The organism is Streptomyces sp. NPDC044704, assembly GCF_056433525.1.
The window spans coordinates 250,533-268,495 of the sequence record NZ_JBWKGY010000002.1; the positions used below are offsets into that span (position 1 = coordinate 250,533).

Here is a 17,963-nt window from a genome sequence, read left to right on the forward strand (position 1 = left end):
CCAAAAAAGACGATGCGGTAGGAGAGCCGGCGTGAGCCTGAGGATCGTTGTCTGTGTGAAGTACGTGCCCGACGCCACCGGCGACCGGCAGTTCACCGAGGACCTGACCGTCAACCGTGACGACGTCGACGGCCTGCTGTCGGAGCTCGACGAGTACGCCGTCGAGCAGGCGCTGCAGATCGCCGACGAGGCGGACGACGCGGAGATCACCGTCCTGACCGTGGGTCCCGAGGACGCCAAGGACGCGCTGCGCAAGGCGCTGTCGATGGGCGCCGACAAGGCGATCCACGTCGAGGACGACGACCTGCACGGCTCGGACGTCATGGGCACCTCGCTGGTGCTCGCCAAGGCCGTCGAGAAGGCCGGCTACGACCTGATCATCACCGGCATGGCCTCCACCGACGGCGTCATGGGCGTGCTGCCGGCCATCCTGGCCGAGCGCCTGGGCGTCCCGCAGGTCACCCTGCTCTCCGAGGTCAAGGTCGAGGACGGCGTCGTGACCGGCCGCCGCGACGGCGACTCCGCGAGCGAGCAGCTGGAGGCCTCCCTCCCCGCGCTCGTCTCGGTGACGGACCAGTCGGGCGAGGCCCGCTACCCGTCCTTCAAGGGCATCATGGCCGCCAAGAAGAAGCCGGTGGAGTCCTGGGACCTGTCGGACCTGGACCTGGAAGCCGAAGAGGTCGGCCTCGAGGGCGCCTGGACCGCGGTCGACTCCGCGGCGCAGCGTCCGGCCCGCACCGCCGGCACGATCGTCAAGGACGAGGGCGAGGGCGGCAAGCAGCTGGCCGAGTTCCTGGCCGGCCAGAAGTTCATCTAAGAGCTTCGGCCATCCCCCTCTTAGCCCCCAGATACTTCGCAATCGCAGGAGAGCAGTCCCATGGCTGAAGTTCTCGTCTTCGTCGACCACGCGGACGGTGCCGTCCGCAAGCCCACCCTCGAGCTGCTGACGCTGGCCCGCCGCATCGGCGAGCCCGTCGCCGTCGCCCTGGGTGCCGGCGCCGCCGACACCGCCGCGGTGCTCGCCGAGCACGGCGCCGTCAAGGTCCTCACGGCCGACGCCCCCGAGTTCGCCGACTACCTCGTCGTACCGAAGGTGGACGCGCTCCAGGCCGCGTACGAGGCCGTCTCCCCGGCCGCCGTGCTCGTCCCGTCCTCCGCCGAGGGCAAGGAGATCGCCGCCCGCCTCGCCGTGCGCATCGGTTCCGGCATCATCACCGACGCCGTCGACCTGGAGGCCGGTGACGAGGGTCCGGTCGCGACGCAGGCCGCCTTCGCCGCGTCGTTCACCACCAAGTCCCGTGTCTCCAAGGGCACCCCGGTCATCACCGTGAAGCCGAACTCGGCCCCGGTCGAGGCTGCTCCGGCCGCCGGCACCGTCGAGGCGCTCGCCGTCACCTTCGGCGCCCTGGCCACCGGCACCAAGGTCACCTCGCGCACCCCGCGCGAGTCGACCGGCCGCCCCGAGCTGACCGAGGCCGCGATCGTCGTCTCCGGCGGCCGCGGCGTCAACGGTGCCGAGAACTTCGGCATCATCGAGGCCCTCGCGGACTCCCTCGGTGCCGCGGTCGGCGCCTCGCGCGCCGCGGTCGACGCCGGCTGGTACCCGCACGCGAACCAGGTCGGCCAGACCGGCAAGTCGGTCTCCCCGCAGCTGTACATCGCCTCCGGCATCTCGGGCGCGATCCAGCACCGGGCCGGCATGCAGACCTCGAAGACCATCGTGGCCATCAACAAGGACGCCGAGGCCCCGATCTTCGACCTCGTCGACTACGGCGTGGTCGGCGACCTCTTCGCGGTCGTCCCCCAGCTGACCGAGCAGATCCAGGCCCGCAAGGGCTGACCTGCGAGGAAGTCTTCTCCGGGGCCGTGTGGTGTTTGTCACCGCACGGCCCCGAGTCGTTTCCCCCTCCGGGCCGGGGGACCATTGACGGAGCGGAACCCCGTGACTAAATTCTGCTATGCGGATCTAAGCTTCCGTGAAGCGGAAAAGAGGAGAGTGCACGATGGGTCAGCAGGAGAAGGTGGCGACGAGCCTCGCAGGCGCGGTCAGCGAGGGCATCAGCGCCTCCCTCGCGCCGGTGGACGCGGAACTCGCGCGCCACTACCCGGGCGACCCCGGCACCCGTCAGCCCATCCACACGGTCTACGTGCCCGGTGACGTCTTCGCCGCCGACACCATCCGCTCCTGGGGCGACCAGGCCCTCGCGGCCCTCGACGAGCACGCCCCGGACGCCGCCACCTTCGCCAAGGTGCTGGGCATCTCCGACGAGCTGGCCGTACCCGTCTACGAGCGGGTCCGCGCCAAGCTGGCGAGCGAGCCCGTCGAGGACCTCCGCGTCGACTTCGAGGACGGCTTCGGCGTCCGCTCCGACGAGGAGGAGGACCAGGCCGCGGCCCGCGCCGCCCGCCTCGTCTCGGAGGCGTTCGCCAACGGCACGAACGCCCCGTACATGGGCATCCGCATGAAGTGCATGGAGTCCAACGTCCGCGACCGCGGCATCCGCACCACCGACATCTTCCTCTCCGGCCTGCTCGCGAACGGCGGCCTCCCCGAGGGCCTCGTCCTGACCCTGCCCAAGGTCACCTACGCCGAGCAGGTCAGCGCCTTCGTCAAGCTGCTGGAGGCCTTCGAGAGCGCCCGCGGCCTGCGCCAGGGCCGGATCGGTTTCGAGATCCAGATCGAGACCAGCCAGTCCATCGTCGCCTCGGACGGCACCGCCACCGTCGCCCGCATGATCGAGGCCTCGAAGGGCCGCGCCACCGGCCTGCACTACGGCACCTTCGACTACAGCGCCTGCGTCGGCGTCTCCGCCGCCTACCAGTCCAGCGACCACCCGGCCGCCGACCACGCCAAGGCGATCATGCAGGTCGCGGCCGCCGGCACCGGCGTACGCGTCTCCGACGGCTCGACGAACGTCCTGCCCATCGGCACCACCGAGCACGTCCACGAGGCCTGGAAGCTCCACTACGGCCTCACCCGCCGCGCCCTGGCCCGCGCCTACTACCAGGGCTGGGACATGCACCCGGCGCACCTGCCGACCCGCTACGCGGCCGTCTTCACCTTCTACCGCGAGGGCCTGGAGACCGCCGCCGCCCGCCTGAAGGCGTACGTCGCCAAGATCGAGGGCGACGTCATGGACGAGCCCGCCACCGCCAAGGCCCTGGCCGGCTACCTCGTCCGCGGCCTCGACTGCGGCGCCGTCGGCGCCGACGAGGTCACGGCCCTCACCGGCCTGACCCGCGCCGAACTCGACGCCTTCGCCATCCCCCGCCGCTCGGCGACACTGACGGCCTCCGCCTGATCCGCGGCTCCGCGTACGGCCCGGCCGGGGACCCCCTGCCGGGCCGTACGCCGTTTCCGGAACCGGAGCCCGGAGCCGGGGCCTCAGCCGGCCGGGGGGAGTTCGCCCGAGCCGCGGGGGATCAGGTGGGTCGGCAGTTCGATGCGGGTCGGGGGGAGGCCGGCGCCCGCCAGGCGCTGGAAGAGGCGGTCCGTGGCCACCCGGCCCAGGGCCGCCGCGTCCTGCGCCACCACCGTGACGCCGGGGTTCAGCAGGTCGGCCAGCTCGAAGTCGTCGAAGCCGACCAGCGCCACCGGGCGGGTCCGCGCCGCGAGGACCCGTACGACCGTGACGGTCACCCGGTTGTTGCCCGCGAAGACGGCCGTGACCGCGTCCGGGCCGCGGAGCATCGCCCGCGCCGCGTCCGCCACCCGCTCCGGGGAGGTCGAGCCGAGCGAGACCCAGGAGCCGGACACCGGCAGGCCCGCCCGCTCCATGGCCTCGCGGTAACCGCGCAGGCGCTCCGTCGCCGTGTGGATGCGCGGGTGGTCGCCGATGAACCCGATCCGCCGGTGCCCGCCCGCGATCAGGTGCGCCACCCCGTCGCGCGCGCCGCCGAAACTGTCCGACAGTACGACGTCGGCGTCGATCCGGCCCGCGGGCCGGTCCACGAACACCGTCGCCACGCCCGCCCGGATTTCCGGCTCCAGGTACCGGTGGTCGTCCCCGGCCGGGATCACGATCAGGCCGTCCACCCGGCGGGCGCACAGCGCGAGCGCCAACTCCCGCTCGCGGTCCGGGTCCTCGGCGCTGGAGCCGTTGATGAGGAGCGCGCCGTGCGTCCGGGCCACCTCCTCCACGGCCCGGTTGAGCGGACCGTAGAAGGGGTCCGCGAGGTCCTCCAGGACCAGACCGACCGTCGCCGTACGGCCCTTGCGGAGCACGCGCGCGCTGTCGTTGCGGCGGAAACCCAGCGCGTCGATGGCCTCCTGGACCCGCCTCTCGGTGTCGGGGGTCACCCCCGGCTCGCCGTTGACGACCCGTGAGACCGTCTTCAGGCCCACGCCCGCCCGTGACGCCACGTCCTTCATGGTCGGCCGGTTGCCGTAGCGGGGCTCGGACGGGTGGCGGGTGTGCGGCACGGTGGGGAAACCTCCGGAGGCGGGGCGGCTCGGACAGGGCTCTGACCTTGAGGATAAGCACTCCGCCGAGGAGCGGGTTTCCGTGGCAGGGTGGGGCGGGCAAGCCACTGGGGGCTGCGGAGGCGAGCCATTGGGAGAGGGGTAGACGTGATTGTCTGGATCAACGGCGCGTTCGGTGCCGGGAAGACCAGCACGGCCCGCGAACTGGCCGGACTGCTGCCGGACAGCACCCTGTTCGACCCGGAGCTCATCGGTGACGCACTGCGCCGGCTCCTGCCGCCCGAACGCCTCGCGGAGGTGAGCGACTACCAGGACCTGCCGAGCTGGCGGCGCCTGGTCGTCGACACCGCGGCCGCGATGCTGGCGGAGCTCGGCGGGGTGCTGGTGGTGCCGATGACCCTGCTGCGCCAGGAGTACCGCGACGAGATCTTCGGAGCCCTCGCGGCCCGCCGGATCCCCGTACGGCACGTGCTGCTCGCCCCGGCGGAAACGATCCTGCGCGAGCGCGTCGCGGCCCGCCGGGGGCCGGGCGGCCCCGGCCTCGCGGACGTACGGGACCGGCAGCGGGCGCACGACCACGTCCCCGCCTACCGGGAGGCACTGGGCTGGCTGACGGCCGACGCCCACGTCATCGACAACGGGCGGCTGACCGCACGGGAGACGGCCGGGCGGATCGCCGAGGCCGTACGGACGGACGCGGCCGGGATCTGCGACATCGTGCAGACCCCGGAGCCGACGCGCGAGACCGTGGCGGCGGGCGTCCTGCTCTTCGACGACCAGGACCGGGTCCTCCTCGTCGACCCGACGTACAAGGCGGGCTGGGAGTTCCCGGGCGGCGTCGTCGAGCCCGGAGAGGCACCCGGCTGCGCGGGCGTACGGGAGGTGGCGGAGGAACTGGGCCTGGAACTGGACCACGCCCCGCCGCTGCTCGTCGTCGACTGGGAACCGCCGCTGCGTCCCGCGTACGGGGGACTGCGGCTCCTCTTCGACGGCGGGCCGCTGACCCCGCCGCAGATCGGCGCGCTGCGCCTGCCCGGCCCCGAACTGCGGGCCTGGCGCTTCGTCACCGAACCGGAGGCCGCCGGGCTGCTGCCGCCGCAGCGCTACGAACGCCTGCGCTGGGCCCTGCGGGCCCGTGAACGCGCCCGCCCCCTGTACCTGGAGGCGGGCCGCCCGACGCCGTGAGCCCTGCGACGCGGTGAGCCCGCGACGCGGTGGGTGCCGGCCTGCGGCGTGACCGGGGGAGCGGACCCGCCACCGCCCCGCCGCCGGAGGGCGGCACCCCGCCGTCCTCCGGCTCTCGGTCGACCGGGGCCGGCGGGGCCTCGTGGACGGTCAGCCGTGTGCGCAGAGCGGCGGTTTTCCGGTCCGGCAGCACCGGGTCCGGGACGGGCCGATCGCCGCGGACGACCGGGGCGTCCGGCCGGTACGCCGGCACCAGCGCGCCCCAGCGGGCGGCGAGTTCGCCGGCGGCGCCGACGCGGTCGCGCATGCGGAGCCGGTCCGGGAACACTCCGACGGGATCCGCGCCCCGGACCCGGGCACGCGGACCCCGGCACGCGGACCCGGCACGCGGACCGGGCACCCGGCCGCGCCCCGGCACGTGCCTCCGCCCGGGGCGGAGTACACCGGGGCGCACTCCGCCCCGGGCGGACGGGTGTTGCCGCTCGCGCCGCGTCAGCCGCGCTTGGACTCGGCGTAGTTCACCAGGAAGAGTGCCTCCGCCACCGACAGGCGCTCCAGCTCCTCCGGCGAGACGCTCTCGTTCACCGCGTGGATCTGGGCCTCCGGCTCGCTCAGGCCGATCAGGAGCATCTCCGCCGCCGGGTACAGGGACGTCAGCGTGTTGCACAGCGGAATGGACCCGCCCATGCCGCTGACCTGCATCTCCTGGCCCGGGTACGCCACCCGCATGGCCGCCGCCATCGACGCGTAGGCCGGGCTGCTCGTGTCGGCCTGGAAGGGCTGGCCCTGGCCCACGACCTCGATGCCGAGGCGGGCGCCCCACGGAGTGTGCGCCACCAGGTGCGCCTCCAGCAGCTTGATGGCCCGGGTCGTGTCCACGCCCGGCGGCACGCGCAGGCTGATCAGCGCGCCCGCGCTCGCGTGCACCGAGGGGGTCGCGCCGATCACCGGCGGGCAGTCGATGCCGAGCACGGTGACGGCCGGCCGGGCCCACAGACGGTCCGCGATCGTGCCCTCACCGATCAGCCCGACCCCGTCCAGCACCTTCGCGTCGGCGCGGAACTCGTCCTCCGGGTACTGCAGGCCCTCCCACACCGCGTCGGAGTCGAGGCCGTCCACGGTCGTCGAGCCGTCCGCCGCGCGCAGCGAGGCCAGGGTGTGGATCAGCGCGGCCAGTGCGTCGGGGGCGACCCCGCCGAACATGCCGGAGTGCAGGTTCCCGCCCAGGGTGTCGATCTTCACCTTGAGGAGGGTCATCCCGCGCAGCGTGGCGGTCACCGTCGGCAGGCCCGTACGGAAGTTGCCCGCGTCGCCGATCACGATCGTGTCGGCGGCCAGCAGCTCCGGGTTCGCCTCGGCGTACTGCTGGAGGCCGCCGGTGCCCTGCTCCTCGGAGCCCTCGACGATGACCTTGACGGAGACCGGCACGCCGCCGTTCGCCTTCAGGGCGCGCAGCGCCAGCAGGTGCATGATGAACCCGCCCTTGCAGTCGGCGGCGCCGCGCCCGTACCAGCGGCCGTTCCGCTCGGTGAGCTCGAAGGCGGGGGAGATCCAGGCGGCGTCGTCCAGCGGCGGCTGCACGTCGTAGTGCGCGTAGAGCAAGACGGTCGGGGCGCCCTCGGGGCCGGGCAGGAACCCGTACACCGACTGGGTGCCGTCGGGGGTGTCGAGGAGCGCCACGTCCTGGAAGCCCTCGACGCGCAGGGCGTCGGCCACCCAGTTCGCGGCGGCCTCGCTCTCGCTCTTCGGGAACTGGGCCCAGTCCGCCACCGACTGGAACGCCACCAGCTCGGTCAGCTCCGCCTTGGCGCGGGGCATCAGCGAGGCGATGGTCTCGGCGATCGGATTCTGGGTCATGGGCACGCTCCTCGTGGGTGCGACGTTGTGAAAGGTGCCGGGTTACGGCGAAAGCAAGGCGAAATACAGTTCCGATCCTCGCACAGAGGGGCGGGCGGACTCTCGCCGTAGGATTTCCACGGCATCCGAGCAATCGCGTGATCAGGAGCAGCAGCACATCGTGAGCAGCGACGACGACGTACACGGCGCAAGCGCAGGGCAGGCCGCTCAGGGGGCGGACGAAGGGACGGCGCGGGAGCCGGCCGACGGGCCGCTCGACGAGCCGGCCGGTGGGCCGGACCACGAGCCGGCCGACGGGGCGGCGAGGGCCGCGGACGACGGCACGGGCGAGGTGTGGGACGTGGTCGTGGTCGGCGCCGGTCCGGCCGGGGCCTCGGCGGCCCACGCCGCGGCGACCGCGGGCCGGCGCGTCCTGCTGCTGGAGAAGGCCGAACTCCCCCGGTACAAGACCTGCGGCGGCGGCATCATCGGCCCCTCGCGCGACGCCCTGCCCCCGGGCTTCGTGCTGCCGTTCAAGGACCGCATCCACGCGGTCACCTTCTCGATGAACGGGAAGCTGACGCGGACCCGCCGCTCGAAGGGCATGCTCTTCGGGCTCATCAACCGGCCCGAGTTCGACGCGGCCCTGGTCGCGGAGGCCGAGAAGGCCGGCGCGACCGTCCGCACGGGGACGGCGGTGACCCGGGTCGAGCAGCACGGCGCGGCGGTTCCCGACCGGCGCACCGTCGCCGTGGTCCTCGCGGACGGGGAGACCGTGCTGGCCCGGGCCGTGGTCGGCGCCGACGGCAGCGCCAGCCGCATCGGGGCGCACGTAGGGGTGGAGATGGACCAGGTCGACCTCGGCCTGGAGGCGGAGATCCCGGTGCCGGAGACGGTGGCCGAGGACTGGAAGGGCCGGGTCCTCATCGACTGGGGTCCGCTGCCCGGCAGTTACGGCTGGGTCTTCCCCAAGGGCGACACCCTCACCGTCGGTGTGATCTCGGCGAAGGGTGAGGGCGCCGCCACCAAGCGGTACCTGGACGACTTCATCGCCCGGCTGGGGCTGGCGGGCTTCGAGCCGGCGATCTCCTCCGGGCACCTGACGCGCTGCCGCAAGCCCGACTCGCCGCTGTCGCGCGGCCGGGTCCTGGTGGCGGGCGACGCCGCCGGGCTGCTGGAGCCGTGGACCCGGGAGGGCATCTCCTTCGCCCTGCGCTCCGGCCGGCTCGCGGGGGAGTGGGCCGTCAAGATCTCCGAGGCGCAGGACGCGGTGGACGCGCGGCGCCAGGCGCTGAACTACGCCTTCGCGGTCAAGGCCGGGCTGGGCGTGGAAATGGGCGTCGGCAAGCGCATGCTGACCGTGTTCGAGGCGCGGCCGGGCGTCCTGCACGCGGCGATCACCGGCCTGCGGCCCGCGTGGCTCGCCTTCGCCCGCATCACCCGCGGCTCGACGACGCTGGCCGACCTGGTGCGTACGTACCCGCTGGCGGGCAAGGCCCTGCACCTGCTGGACGCCCGCCAGGCGCGCAACGGCCGCGGCTGACCCTCCGGCCCGCCCCGCCCTGCCCCGCCCTTTCCGCAGGCGGGGCGGGGCCCGTGCCGCCCACCGGTGGGCGGCCCTTTTCGGGGTTGATCTATATTGGTCCGGGCTGCCCACCTCGTCACGCCGAAATACGTGGGCATCTGGCATCGCTCCGAGGGGGAGGGGTGTATTGCGACACGGGGGTAGGCGTGGCAGCCCTACGAAAGGCTTTGTCTCAGACCAGTCGGTTCCGAGCGCGTCCGCTGCCGCCGGTCGGCGGTCCTCGATTCCGGAATTCCTTGACCGAGGTATTTCCGCGCGAATCGATCGGAGCCTCTCCCTGCCGTGTCTTCGTCGCACCACATGCGTGGGGACGTACGGCTGAGCGCCAGGTCGCGGCGTGACGGGTGACAGGGGCGGGACAACTGAAGGAATGGCTTGAACATGCAGAACGGCACGCTCGGGGCCCGTGGTGTCACCACCGCGACCAGACCCACGGACCGGGGGCCCGGGTCCGTCGGCCTGTCCGTGGTCATTCCGGCCTATCGGGAGGAGGACCGGCTCGCCCCGACCCTGGAAGTCGTCCGGAAGTACCTCGACGCGCACGTGGGCGGCGGCTCCGGTGACTGGGAGGTGCTCGTCGTCGACGACGGCTCGCCCGACAGGACCGCCGCGATCGCCCTGGAGGCGGGCGAGGACGAGCCCAGGATCCGGCTCGTGCAGTCCGAGCAGAACCGCGGCAAGGGAAGCGCCCTGCGCCTCGGCGTCGCCGCTTCCCTGGGCCGACGCGTACTGATCATGGACGCCGACCTGGCCACTCCCATCGAGGAACTCGCCAAGCTGGAGCGGGCGCTGGCCGACGACCGGGGCGCCGGCGCCGCCATCGGCTCCCGCGCACACCGCGACTCGGCGATCGAGCGGCAGCAGAGCGTGCTGCGCGAGGTCTTGGGGTGGGTGGGCAACCGCGTCATACGCATGGTGGCCGTCCGCGGGATCCGGGACACGCAGTGCGGGTTCAAGCTGTTCGACGGCGATCAGGCGCGCGCCGCGTTCGGTGCCGCCCGGCTCGACGGCTGGGCCATCGACGTGGAGATCCTCCAGTACTACCGGCGCAAGGGGTGGCCCGTGGCCGAGGTTCCCGTGCGCTGGGCGCACCAGGACGGCTCGAAGGTCCAGCTCCTGGACTACTTCCGCACGCTCGGCGAGCTGATGCGCCTCAACGCCGGCGGCATAGCCGTCGCCGCCCTGTACGTACTGGCCTCGCTCTACCTGTACAAGGGGCTGTGGGGCGACCTGGACGGCGCGATCCTGGCGCACTCGCTCCAGGACCAGAACCAGTGGGAGTGGTTCTTCGGCATCACCGCCGACAACATTTCCCACCTGCGCAACCCGCTGTTCACCGATTTCCAGAACATGCCCGACGGCGTGAACCTGATGGGCAACACGGTCATGCTCGGGCTGTCCGTGCCGCTGACCCCCGTCACGCTCCTGTTCGGGCCGACGTTCACCCTCGCGCTGGTGTTCACCCTCGGGATCGCGGTGACGGCCTGGGCCTGGTACCGGCTGATCCACCGCCGGCTGACGGACAGCCGCTGGGCGGCCGCCGCGGGCGGCGCCCTGGCCGCGTTCGCGCCGCCGATGATCTCGCACGCCAACGCGCACCCGAACTTCGTCGTGCTCTTCATGATCCCGGTCATCATCGACCGGGCGCTGCGCCTGTGCGAGGGCAGGAACGTCGTCCGCGACGGTCTGCTGCTGGGCCTGTTCTCCGCCTACCAGGTCTTCCTCGGTGAGGAACCCTTCCTGCTGGCAGCCATGGGCATGATGGTCTTCGCCGTCGCGCATGGGCTCTACGACCGCGAGACGGCCCGCAAAGCGGTCAAGCCGCTCGCCAAGGGCCTGGGCATCGCCATGGCCGTGTCCGTCCCCCTGGTTGCCTTCCCCCTCTACTGGCAGTTCTTCGGACCGCAGAGCTACCACTCGGTGCTGCACGGTGAGAACGGCGCCGGCAATCCGCTGCGCGCGCTGACCGAGTACTCGGCCCGCTCCCTGTTCGGCAACGCGGAAACCGCCGGCAGGCTGTCGCTGAACACCACCGAGCAGAACGCCTTCTACGGCTGGCCGCTGCTGACCCTGGCCGCCGGCATCACGCTGTGGATGTGGCGGCGCCCCCTCGTCCGCGCCCTGGGCATCACCGCCCTCGTCATGGCCGTGCTCTCCCTCGGCCCCCACGTGGAGATCGACAAGTTCGGCTTCACGATCCCCGGCCCGTGGATCCTCCTGCGCCACCTGCCGCTGCTGGAGTCGGTCATCGAGAGCCGGGTCGCGATGGTCTGCGCGCCCGTCTTCGGCATGCTGCTCGCGCTGGCACTGGACCGGGCCGCGGGCTTCCGGGCCCGCGAGCACCGCGTCGTGGGCTACATGGCGGCCGCGGCCGCGCTCATCCCCGTCCTGCCGCTGCCCCTGGTCACCGAGTCCCGCGAACCCGTACCCGCCTTCATCACCCAGGGCCTCTACAAGGACCACCTGAAGGACGGCCGTTCCCTCGTCCCGGTGCCGCTGCCCGACCCCCGCTACGCCGCGGCCCTCCGCTGGCAGAGCAACACCGGATTCGGCTTCAAGCTCGCCGGCGGCTACTTCAACGGCCCGGACGGCCCCGACCGGGTGGGGATCTACGGCGCCAAGCCGCGCATGCTGTCCACCCTGCTCCGCGACATGCGCTGGGGCGCCGTCCCCCCGCCGGCCGTCACCCCCGAGATGCGCGACGAGGCCCGCCAGGACCTCGCCGCATGGAAGGCCGGGCTGGTGGTCCTCCCCGAGAAGGCCGAGCGCACCCCCGAACTGAGCGGCACCATCACCGCCCTCCTCGGCAAGGAGCCCAAGAGGGTCGCCGACTGCCTCATCTGGCAGGTCGGCCCCGAGTAACCCGCCCGCAGCAGCGAGCAGCCCGCCCGGCCGCGGGGGAACACCTCCCGCGGCGGCGCTCCCAGGGGGCGTCCGCGAAGTCCCGCCACGCCCTCCGGGCGTACGGCGCTACTTCGCGGGCGCCCCCTGGTCCGTGACCGTGATGCGGAAGACGGGGTGGTCGGCCGCGGCGGCCCGCAGTTCCGCGTCCGAGGACTTGGCGGTGACGCCCTGGAAGAAGCGGTTGACCTCCCAGCCCCACTTCGCCAGGTACGTGCGCAGCACGGCCGCCTTCTCCGCGGGGTCGGTGAGCTCCGTGGCCGTGAAGGCGCGCACCGTGCGGCCGACGCGGAGTTGACCGCCGCCCGCGACGCGCATGTTGCGGACCCACTGGGAGTGGCCCCGGGCGGAGACCAGGTACTGCGCGCCTTCGTGGCGGTGGGGGTTGACCGGGATCCGCTGCATCGCGCCGGACGTGCGGCCGCGGACCGACAGTTCGGCCGTTCCGGCGAGGCTGATGCCGAGGCGGGCGAGCTTCCCGAAGAGCGCGTTGAAGCGGACACCGAACGGGCCGGCCTGGACGTAGTACGGGGTGGGCGCGTTCACGGCGGGCCTCCGGGACCTGTGAGAGAGCGGTGCTCTCGCTTGAGACCAGTGTGCGCGGATCGGTGCGCCGAAGCAAGAGCAGTGCTCTCCGAAAAGAGCGATGCTCCGATTTTCGTGCACTGCTCCACCCGCATGGCACACTGATCCGCATGAGCACCGTGCGAGGGGCCAGGGAGCGGGCCCGCGTCGAGGTCACCGCCGCCATCAAGGACGAGGCGCGCCGCAGGCTCGCGGCCGAAGGAGCCGCCAAACTGTCGCTGCGCGCCGTCGCCCGCGAGCTCGGCATGGTCTCGTCCGCCCTCTACCGCTACTTCCCCAGCCGCGACGAGCTGCTCACCGCGCTGATCATCGACGCCTACGACAGCCTGGGCGCCGCCGCCGAGGAGGCCGAACGGGCCGCCCTCGCCGCCGGTGCCGGCCCCCGCGCCCGCTGGATCGCCGTCTGCGAGGCCGTGCGCGGCTGGGCGCTCGCGCACCCGCACGAGTACGCCCTCGTCTACGGTTCCCCGGTCCCCGGCTACAGCGCCCCCCTCGACACCGTGGGCCCCGCCTCCCGCGTCGCCAACACCCTCATCGGCATCCTCCGCTCCGCCTACGAGGGCCGCGGCCTGGCCCTGCCCCCGCTGCCCGCCGCCCTGCGCCCCGAAGCCGGCCGGATGGCGGCGGACTTCGCCGAAGGGCTGCCGCCCGAGGTGACGGCCGCCCTCGTCGCCGCCTGGGCGCAGCTCGTCGGGCTGGTCTCCTGCGAGCTGTTCGGCCAGTTCGAGCGGGTCGTCGAGGAGCGGGCCGCCTTCTTCGCCCACGCCGCCGGGCAGCTCGCACACGGAGTCGGCCTGCCGGCCGCGTGAACCCGGCGGCCCCGGATCCGCGGCGCGGGTCCCCGGTCCGGCTCCCGGTCCGGCTCCGGTCCGGCCCCCTGGCGCGGACCGGGCGGACCCTGGCTTGGCTGGAATCTGACGGTGGTTCACATGATGAGGTGACAGATCGCTTTTCTGTTCCTCACACCAAAGTGGGTGGTTCGCCTTTCACCGAGTTGCCGCGCGCCTAGTGTTCGTCGGGTCGCGCCCCCGCAGCCGGAGGAACATCCATGGCCCCCGCCCGCTCCGTGACGGCCTTGTACGCCGTCCTGCTGGCCGTGTTGCTCGCCGCCGCGGCGGCCGTGGTGAAGGCCGCGGCCGACGGGACGCACGCGGCCGCCCGGCGCCCGGCGGGAACCGCGCCGCCCGACGGGCGGGCCCCCTCCTCGCCGCCGCCGAGCGCGATACCGGCCCCCACGATCACCCCCACCCCCCGGATGCCCGGCGTCCGCGGCCTGGACATCGCCGTCCCCGCCTACGTCTGGGCCGACGCCCCGATGCTCGCCGACCTCACCGCCACCGGCCCGGCCGCCTCCGTCGTCGTCCTCAATCCCGGCAACGGAGACTCCCCCTTCGACGCGGCCTGGCGGGCCCGGGCGGACGCCCTGCGCGCCGGCACCACCGCCACGGGCGAACGCACCAAGGTCCTCGGCTACGTCCACACCGACCACGGCAACCGCGACATCGCCGCCGTCAAGGCCTCCGTCGACAACTACCTCAGACCCGCCGACGGCGGCGACGGCCGCCTCCACGTCGACGGCATCTTCTTCGACGTCGTCAGCCGGGACTGCGGCCCGGACAACGCGACCCGCGACCACTACGCCGAGCTGCGCCGCTACGTCCAGGAGGTGATGGACACCGTCGACCCGGACGTCCCCGACCTGGTCGTCAACAACCCGGGCACGGCCATCGCCGACTGCTACCTGGAGCCCGGGCACCGCACCGCCGACACCTTCGTGACCTACGAGGACACGTACGCGGAGTACCTCTCGGGCGGCTGGCTCGGCGGCAACGTGTTCAACGCGCGCACCGGCTACCGGGCGGGCTCCGAATTCGACCCGAGCGGCACCGCGTTCTGGCACCTCGTGCACGACGTCCCGGACGAGGCGACGATGCGGGACACCCTGCGCACGGCCTTCGAGCGGGGCGCCGGCTACGCCTACGCGACGAACACGGTCATGCCCAACCCCTGGAACACCGGCCCCACCTGGCGCTACCGCAGCCAGACCGAACACGCCGCCACCCTCGGCTGACGCGCACCCGGCCCGGGCGCCCCCGGTCCCGCGCCGCCTGACCCGTACGGCCCCCGCGGTCCAGCCCGCCGGTTCAGCCCCCCCCGGTTCAGCCTTCCGACAGGTCCGGCCCGTCCTCCCGCGGCCGACGGCCGAAGCGCCACAGCACGTGCGTGACGCGCAGCAGGAACGCCACGGCGGCCAGCCCGCCGCCCGCCACCGCCAGTGTCCGGTGCGCGGCCGGAGAGAGGTCCAGAGCCGGTGCCGCGCCGTAGACCGCCCCGAACACCAGCACGGCGGCGAAGCAACCGCTGACGAAGGCGTAGCCGATCTCGACGGTGACCGCGTCCCGCTCCGCCTGTGTACGTCGCTCCATGCGGGCAGTGTCACAGCGTGCACCGCGGGTCACAAGAGGGCCGGACCGGTGTCGCCGCGGGGGACGGTCGTCGCCGGCCGGCCTCCCCTCAGATCCCGGACGTGCCGCTCCACAGCCGGGCCAGCGAGTCGTCGCCGCTCACCTGCGGCCCGGCCAGGGGGAGCCGGTTCCACAGGGCCGCGTACAGCCAGGCCGCCTCACCGGTCACCTCGCAGTCCGCCCGGTCCCCGGTGTCGCCCGGCACCGCGCGGGCCGGCTCCCGCGACAGGTGGACCGTCCACACCGCGCCCGTGTCCGCCGCCCGGACGCGCAGCACCCGGGGCTCCTCGGTCCGGACCCGGCTGCGGGGCCGGGCGTGGAAGCCGGTGAGCAGTTCGTCCACCCCGTCCTCCGCGAACTCCGGTGTCACCGGGGAGAACTCCGTCCCCTGCGCGGACTCCGCGTCGAAGCGGTGCACGGTCGTCTCGTGGGCCTGACGCCGCGCCCAGAACGCCAGCGGCGACGGCGGAGCCGTCGGCAGGAACGTCCAGCACACCACGTCGTCCGGAGCCCCGGTCAGGGTGCGGACCAGCGCCTCGTGCCCTTCCCGGAACCAGGAGAGCAGCTCCGCCCCGGCCAGCTCCGGCGCGTCCGGCAGCGGCGTCGGGTCCACCCGGGGCTCCCCGACGAACCCGGCGGCCCAGCGGTGCACGGACCCGGTGTGCCGCAGCAGGTCCGCGACCCGCCACTGGGGACAGGTCGGCACCGCGGCGTCGGTACCCGTCCGCCCGGCCGTCTCGGCGAGCAGCTCGCCCTCCCGGACCAGCGTCTCCACGTATTCGGTGATCTTCATGCCCAGGAGTCTGCCAGCAGGGCCACCATGGAGGGATGGGAGAAGAACTCTTCGCGCCGGAGGAACTCTTCCCGCGCGAACGCGCCGAGATCGCCCCGGGAGCCGTCCACCTGCCCGACTGGCTCGGCCCGCAGGACCAGCGGGAGCTGCTCGCCGCCTGCCGGGCGTGGGCGCGTCCGCCCGCCGGCCTGCGGACCGTACGCACCCCCGGCGGCGGGACGATGAGCGCCCGGCAGGTGTGCCTGGGGTGGCACTGGTACCCGTACGGCTACGCGAGCACCGCCGTCGACGGTGACGGGGCGCCGGTCAAGCCGATGCCCCGCCGGCTGTCCGAACTCGGGCGCCGGGCGGTCGCCGACGCGTACGGGACGTCCCCGGAGCAGGTGGAGGAGTACGACATCGCGCTGATCAACTTCTACGGCGGCGACTCCCGCATGGGCATGCACCGCGACGCCGAGGAGAGGTCACCGGCGCCGGTCGTCTCGCTCAGCCTCGGTGACACCTGTCTCTTCCGCTTCGGCAACACCCACTCGCGCGGACGTCCGTTCCGGGACGTTCCGCTGCGCAGCGGGGACCTGTTCGTCTTCGGCGGCCCGAGCCGTCTGGCCCATCACGGGGTGCCGAAGGTCCTGCCCGGCACCGCACCGCCCGGCCTCGGCCTCGACGGGCGGCTCAACATCACACTGCGGGTCGGCGGCCTGGGGCCGTAGGAGGGCGTCCGGTACCTCCCGATCATGCGAGGATCCATGTCATGAACGGCAACGGGGCCCCGCCGCGGGTGGGGGACGTGACCACGGTGTCCACGGGGACGGCGGGTACCGCGGGTACCGCGGATTCGGAGGGGTCGGCGGGTACCGCTGGTCCGACGGCTTCGGCCGCTTCGGCCGCTTCAGCCGCTTCGGCGAGGACCAAGCTGGAGCGGGGCCGCGGCGCGCTCGGCCCGGCCCTCGAACTCGTCCACACCGGCCGGGCCCCCACCCGCGCGGTCCTGACGGCCGAGCTCGGGGTCACCCGCGCCACCGCCGGTGCCGTCGCCGCCGAACTGGAAGCGCTCGGCCTGATCCGGGTCGACTCCCGCCCCGGCGGGGCCGGCGGCGCCCAGGGCCGCCCCTCGCACCGGCTGGCGGTCGAGGAGAACGGCCCCGTGGCGCTGGCGGCGCAGGTGCACCCGGACGGGTTCCGGGCCGCACTGGTGGGCCTCGGCGGGCGCATCGTGGCCACCGCACCCGGCAAGGTCACCGTCTCCGCCGACCCGGCGCAGGTGCTCGGCGCGGTCGTCGAGGCGGGCGCGGCGCTGCTCGCCGAGTCCGGGCGGCGCTGCATCGGCGCGGGCCTCGCCGTGCCCTCGGCGGTCGCGGAACCCGACGGTACGGCGCTCAATCCGCTGCACCTGGCCTGGCCGGCCGGTTCTCCCGTACGCGCGATCTTCGCGGAGTGCGTGAAGGCGGCCGGGATCGACGGTCCGGCCCTGACCGGGAACGACGTCAACCTCGCCGCCCTCGCCGAGCACCGGCACGGCGCCGGGCGCAGCGCGCAGCACCTGCTGTGCGTGGCCACCGGGCACCGGGGCGTCGGCGGGGCGCTGGTCCTCGACGGCCGGCTGCACAGCGGCAGCGCCGGTCTGGCCCTGGAGGTCGGCCACCTGACCGTGAACCCGGAGGGGCGGGCCTGTCACTGCGGCAGCCGGGGCTGCCTGGACGTGGAGGCGGACCCGCTGGCCTTCCTCACGGCGGCGGGCCGCACGCCGGGCCCGGAGGTGTCGCTGCTCCAGCAGGCCCGCGACCTGCTGCGCGCGGAGTACGCCGATCCGGGGGTCCGGGCGGCCTCCGAGGAGCTGATCGACCGGCTCGGACTCGGGCTCGCGGGCCTGGTGAACATCCTGAACCCGGACCGGATCATCCTCGGCGGCCTGCACCGGGAACTGCTGTACGCCGACCCCGAGCGGCTGCGCGCGGTCGTCGCGGACCGCAGCCTGTGGGGGCGCAGCGGGGGCGTGCCGATCCTGCCGTGCACCCTGGACCACAACAGCCTGGTCGGGGCGGCGGAGCTGGCCTGGCAGCCGGTACTGGACGACCCGCTGGGCACGCTCGGCACCCCCGCCTGACCCAGCGCGCGACCTCCGGTCCGCTGCCCGGGCGGGCCGGTCTGGCCGGTCGGGTGCGGAGGGTACGGCGGGTGCGGAGGGCTGCG

At 73.6% G+C, this 17,963-nt stretch carries 15 protein-coding genes; 10 read left to right on the forward strand and 5 right to left on the reverse strand.

Annotated elements, in window-relative coordinates:
* Positions 1-31 precede the first annotated feature (31 nt).
* The 3 genes from AC07B0_RS05510 to AC07B0_RS05520 all read left to right on the forward strand — a co-directional run bounded on the left by AC07B0_RS05510 (position 32) and on the right by AC07B0_RS05520 (position 3,302).
* Positions 32-817, forward strand: coding sequence for an electron transfer flavoprotein subunit beta/FixA family protein (locus AC07B0_RS05510; protein WP_356870411.1), 786 nt, complete (start codon positions 32-34; stop codon positions 815-817).
* A gap of 60 nt (positions 818-877) precedes the next feature.
* Positions 878-1,840, forward strand: coding sequence for an electron transfer flavoprotein subunit alpha/FixB family protein (locus AC07B0_RS05515; RefSeq protein ID WP_356870413.1), 963 nt, complete (start codon positions 878-880; stop codon positions 1,838-1,840).
* Positions 1,841-2,003: 163 nt separating this feature from the next.
* On the forward strand, positions 2,004-3,302 hold the full coding sequence (locus AC07B0_RS05520; RefSeq protein WP_356870415.1) for a DUF6986 family protein: 1,299 nt from the start codon (positions 2,004-2,006) through the stop codon (positions 3,300-3,302).
* A gap of 83 nt (positions 3,303-3,385) precedes the next feature.
* Here the strand turns inward: AC07B0_RS05520 and AC07B0_RS05525 are convergent, their stop codons facing one another.
* The gene (locus AC07B0_RS05525) at positions 3,386-4,372 is read right to left on the reverse strand and encodes a LacI family DNA-binding transcriptional regulator (RefSeq protein WP_478897239.1); all 987 of its coding nucleotides are present in this window, start codon (positions 4,370-4,372) and stop codon (positions 3,386-3,388) included.
* A gap of 198 nt (positions 4,373-4,570) precedes the next feature.
* On the opposite strand from AC07B0_RS05525, the gene AC07B0_RS05530 reads away from it, so the two are divergent.
* Positions 4,571-5,608, forward strand: a complete 1,038-nt coding sequence (locus AC07B0_RS05530) for an NUDIX hydrolase (RefSeq protein ID WP_478896875.1) — start codon at positions 4,571-4,573, stop codon at positions 5,606-5,608.
* A 492-nt stretch (positions 5,609-6,100) separates the two neighbouring features.
* Here AC07B0_RS05530 and AC07B0_RS05535 read toward each other — a convergent pair whose 3' ends face one another.
* Complete coding sequence (locus tag AC07B0_RS05535) at positions 6,101-7,465, reverse strand: M20/M25/M40 family metallo-hydrolase (protein ID WP_469377525.1); 1,365 nt, start codon at positions 7,463-7,465, stop codon at positions 6,101-6,103.
* A 160-nt stretch (positions 7,466-7,625) separates the two neighbouring features.
* On the opposite strand from AC07B0_RS05535, the gene AC07B0_RS05540 reads away from it, so the two are divergent.
* Together AC07B0_RS05540 and AC07B0_RS05545 are read left to right on the forward strand one after the other, a co-directional pair.
* Positions 7,626-8,987, forward strand: coding sequence for a geranylgeranyl reductase family protein (locus AC07B0_RS05540; protein ID WP_478896877.1), 1,362 nt, complete (start codon positions 7,626-7,628; stop codon positions 8,985-8,987).
* Between the two features lie 423 nt (positions 8,988-9,410).
* Positions 9,411-11,891, forward strand: coding sequence for a dolichyl-phosphate beta-glucosyltransferase (locus AC07B0_RS05545; protein ID WP_478896879.1), 2,481 nt, complete (start codon positions 9,411-9,413; stop codon positions 11,889-11,891).
* A 108-nt stretch (positions 11,892-11,999) separates the two neighbouring features.
* Here the strand turns inward: AC07B0_RS05545 and AC07B0_RS05550 are convergent, their stop codons facing one another.
* The gene (locus AC07B0_RS05550; RefSeq protein WP_478865850.1) at positions 12,000-12,476 is read right to left on the reverse strand and encodes a nitroreductase/quinone reductase family protein; all 477 of its coding nucleotides are present in this window, start codon (positions 12,474-12,476) and stop codon (positions 12,000-12,002) included.
* Positions 12,477-12,625: 149 nt separating this feature from the next.
* Between AC07B0_RS05550 and AC07B0_RS05555 the strand changes: the two genes are divergently transcribed.
* Both AC07B0_RS05555 and AC07B0_RS05560 read left to right on the forward strand, forming a co-directional pair.
* Positions 12,626-13,324 carry a TetR/AcrR family transcriptional regulator gene (locus tag AC07B0_RS05555; protein ID WP_469377517.1) on the forward strand — a complete coding sequence of 233 codons (699 nt, stop codon included), beginning with the start codon at positions 12,626-12,628 and terminating at the stop codon, positions 13,322-13,324.
* A gap of 239 nt (positions 13,325-13,563) precedes the next feature.
* On the forward strand, positions 13,564-14,586 hold the full coding sequence (locus AC07B0_RS05560) for a spherulation-specific family 4 protein (RefSeq protein WP_478896882.1): 1,023 nt from the start codon (positions 13,564-13,566) through the stop codon (positions 14,584-14,586).
* An 88-nt stretch (positions 14,587-14,674) separates the two neighbouring features.
* Here the strand turns inward: AC07B0_RS05560 and AC07B0_RS05565 are convergent, their stop codons facing one another.
* Both AC07B0_RS05565 and AC07B0_RS05570 read right to left on the reverse strand, forming a co-directional pair.
* On the reverse strand, positions 14,675-14,941 hold the full coding sequence (locus AC07B0_RS05565) for a DUF6332 family protein (protein WP_478865848.1): 267 nt from the start codon (positions 14,939-14,941) through the stop codon (positions 14,675-14,677).
* An 88-nt stretch (positions 14,942-15,029) separates the two neighbouring features.
* Entirely contained in the window at positions 15,030-15,773 is a 744-nt protein-coding gene (locus AC07B0_RS05570) for a maleylpyruvate isomerase family mycothiol-dependent enzyme (RefSeq protein WP_356870433.1), read from the reverse strand.
* 35 nt (positions 15,774-15,808) lie between these two features.
* Between AC07B0_RS05570 and AC07B0_RS05575 the strand changes: the two genes are divergently transcribed.
* A complete protein-coding gene (locus tag AC07B0_RS05575; RefSeq protein ID WP_467293851.1) occupies positions 15,809-16,483 on the forward strand; it encodes an alpha-ketoglutarate-dependent dioxygenase AlkB family protein in 675 nt (224 codons plus the stop codon).
* 41 nt (positions 16,484-16,524) lie between these two features.
* Positions 16,525-17,877 carry an ROK family protein gene (locus AC07B0_RS05580; protein ID WP_478896885.1) on the forward strand — a complete coding sequence of 451 codons (1,353 nt, stop codon included), beginning with the start codon at positions 16,525-16,527 and terminating at the stop codon, positions 17,875-17,877.
* Positions 17,878-17,963 lie beyond the last annotated feature (86 nt).

Excerpts from the sequence above, each read along its gene's own strand:
- AC07B0_RS05580 (WP_478896885.1), top strand. The coding sequence starts at position 16,525 with ATGAACGGCAACGGGGCCCCGCCGCGGGTGGGGGACGTGACCACGGTG.
- AC07B0_RS05570 (WP_356870433.1), bottom strand. The coding sequence starts at position 15,773 with ATGAAGATCACCGAATACGTGGAGACGCTGGTCCGGGAGGGCGAGCTG.
- AC07B0_RS05575 (WP_467293851.1), top strand. The coding sequence starts at position 15,809 with ATGGGAGAAGAACTCTTCGCGCCGGAGGAACTCTTCCCGCGCGAACGC.
- AC07B0_RS05555 (WP_469377517.1), top strand. The coding sequence starts at position 12,626 with ATGAGCACCGTGCGAGGGGCCAGGGAGCGGGCCCGCGTCGAGGTCACC.
- AC07B0_RS05525 (WP_478897239.1), bottom strand. The coding sequence starts at position 4,372 with ATGAAGGACGTGGCGTCACGGGCGGGCGTGGGCCTGAAGACGGTCTCA.
- AC07B0_RS05565 (WP_478865848.1), bottom strand. The coding sequence starts at position 14,941 with ATGGAGCGACGTACACAGGCGGAGCGGGACGCGGTCACCGTCGAGATC.
- AC07B0_RS05545 (WP_478896879.1), top strand. The coding sequence starts at position 9,411 with ATGCAGAACGGCACGCTCGGGGCCCGTGGTGTCACCACCGCGACCAGA.
- AC07B0_RS05515 (WP_356870413.1), top strand. The coding sequence starts at position 878 with ATGGCTGAAGTTCTCGTCTTCGTCGACCACGCGGACGGTGCCGTCCGC.
- AC07B0_RS05535 (WP_469377525.1), bottom strand. The coding sequence starts at position 7,465 with ATGACCCAGAATCCGATCGCCGAGACCATCGCCTCGCTGATGCCCCGC.
- AC07B0_RS05520 (WP_356870415.1), top strand. The coding sequence starts at position 2,004 with ATGGGTCAGCAGGAGAAGGTGGCGACGAGCCTCGCAGGCGCGGTCAGC.
- AC07B0_RS05560 (WP_478896882.1), top strand. The coding sequence starts at position 13,564 with ATGGCCCCCGCCCGCTCCGTGACGGCCTTGTACGCCGTCCTGCTGGCC.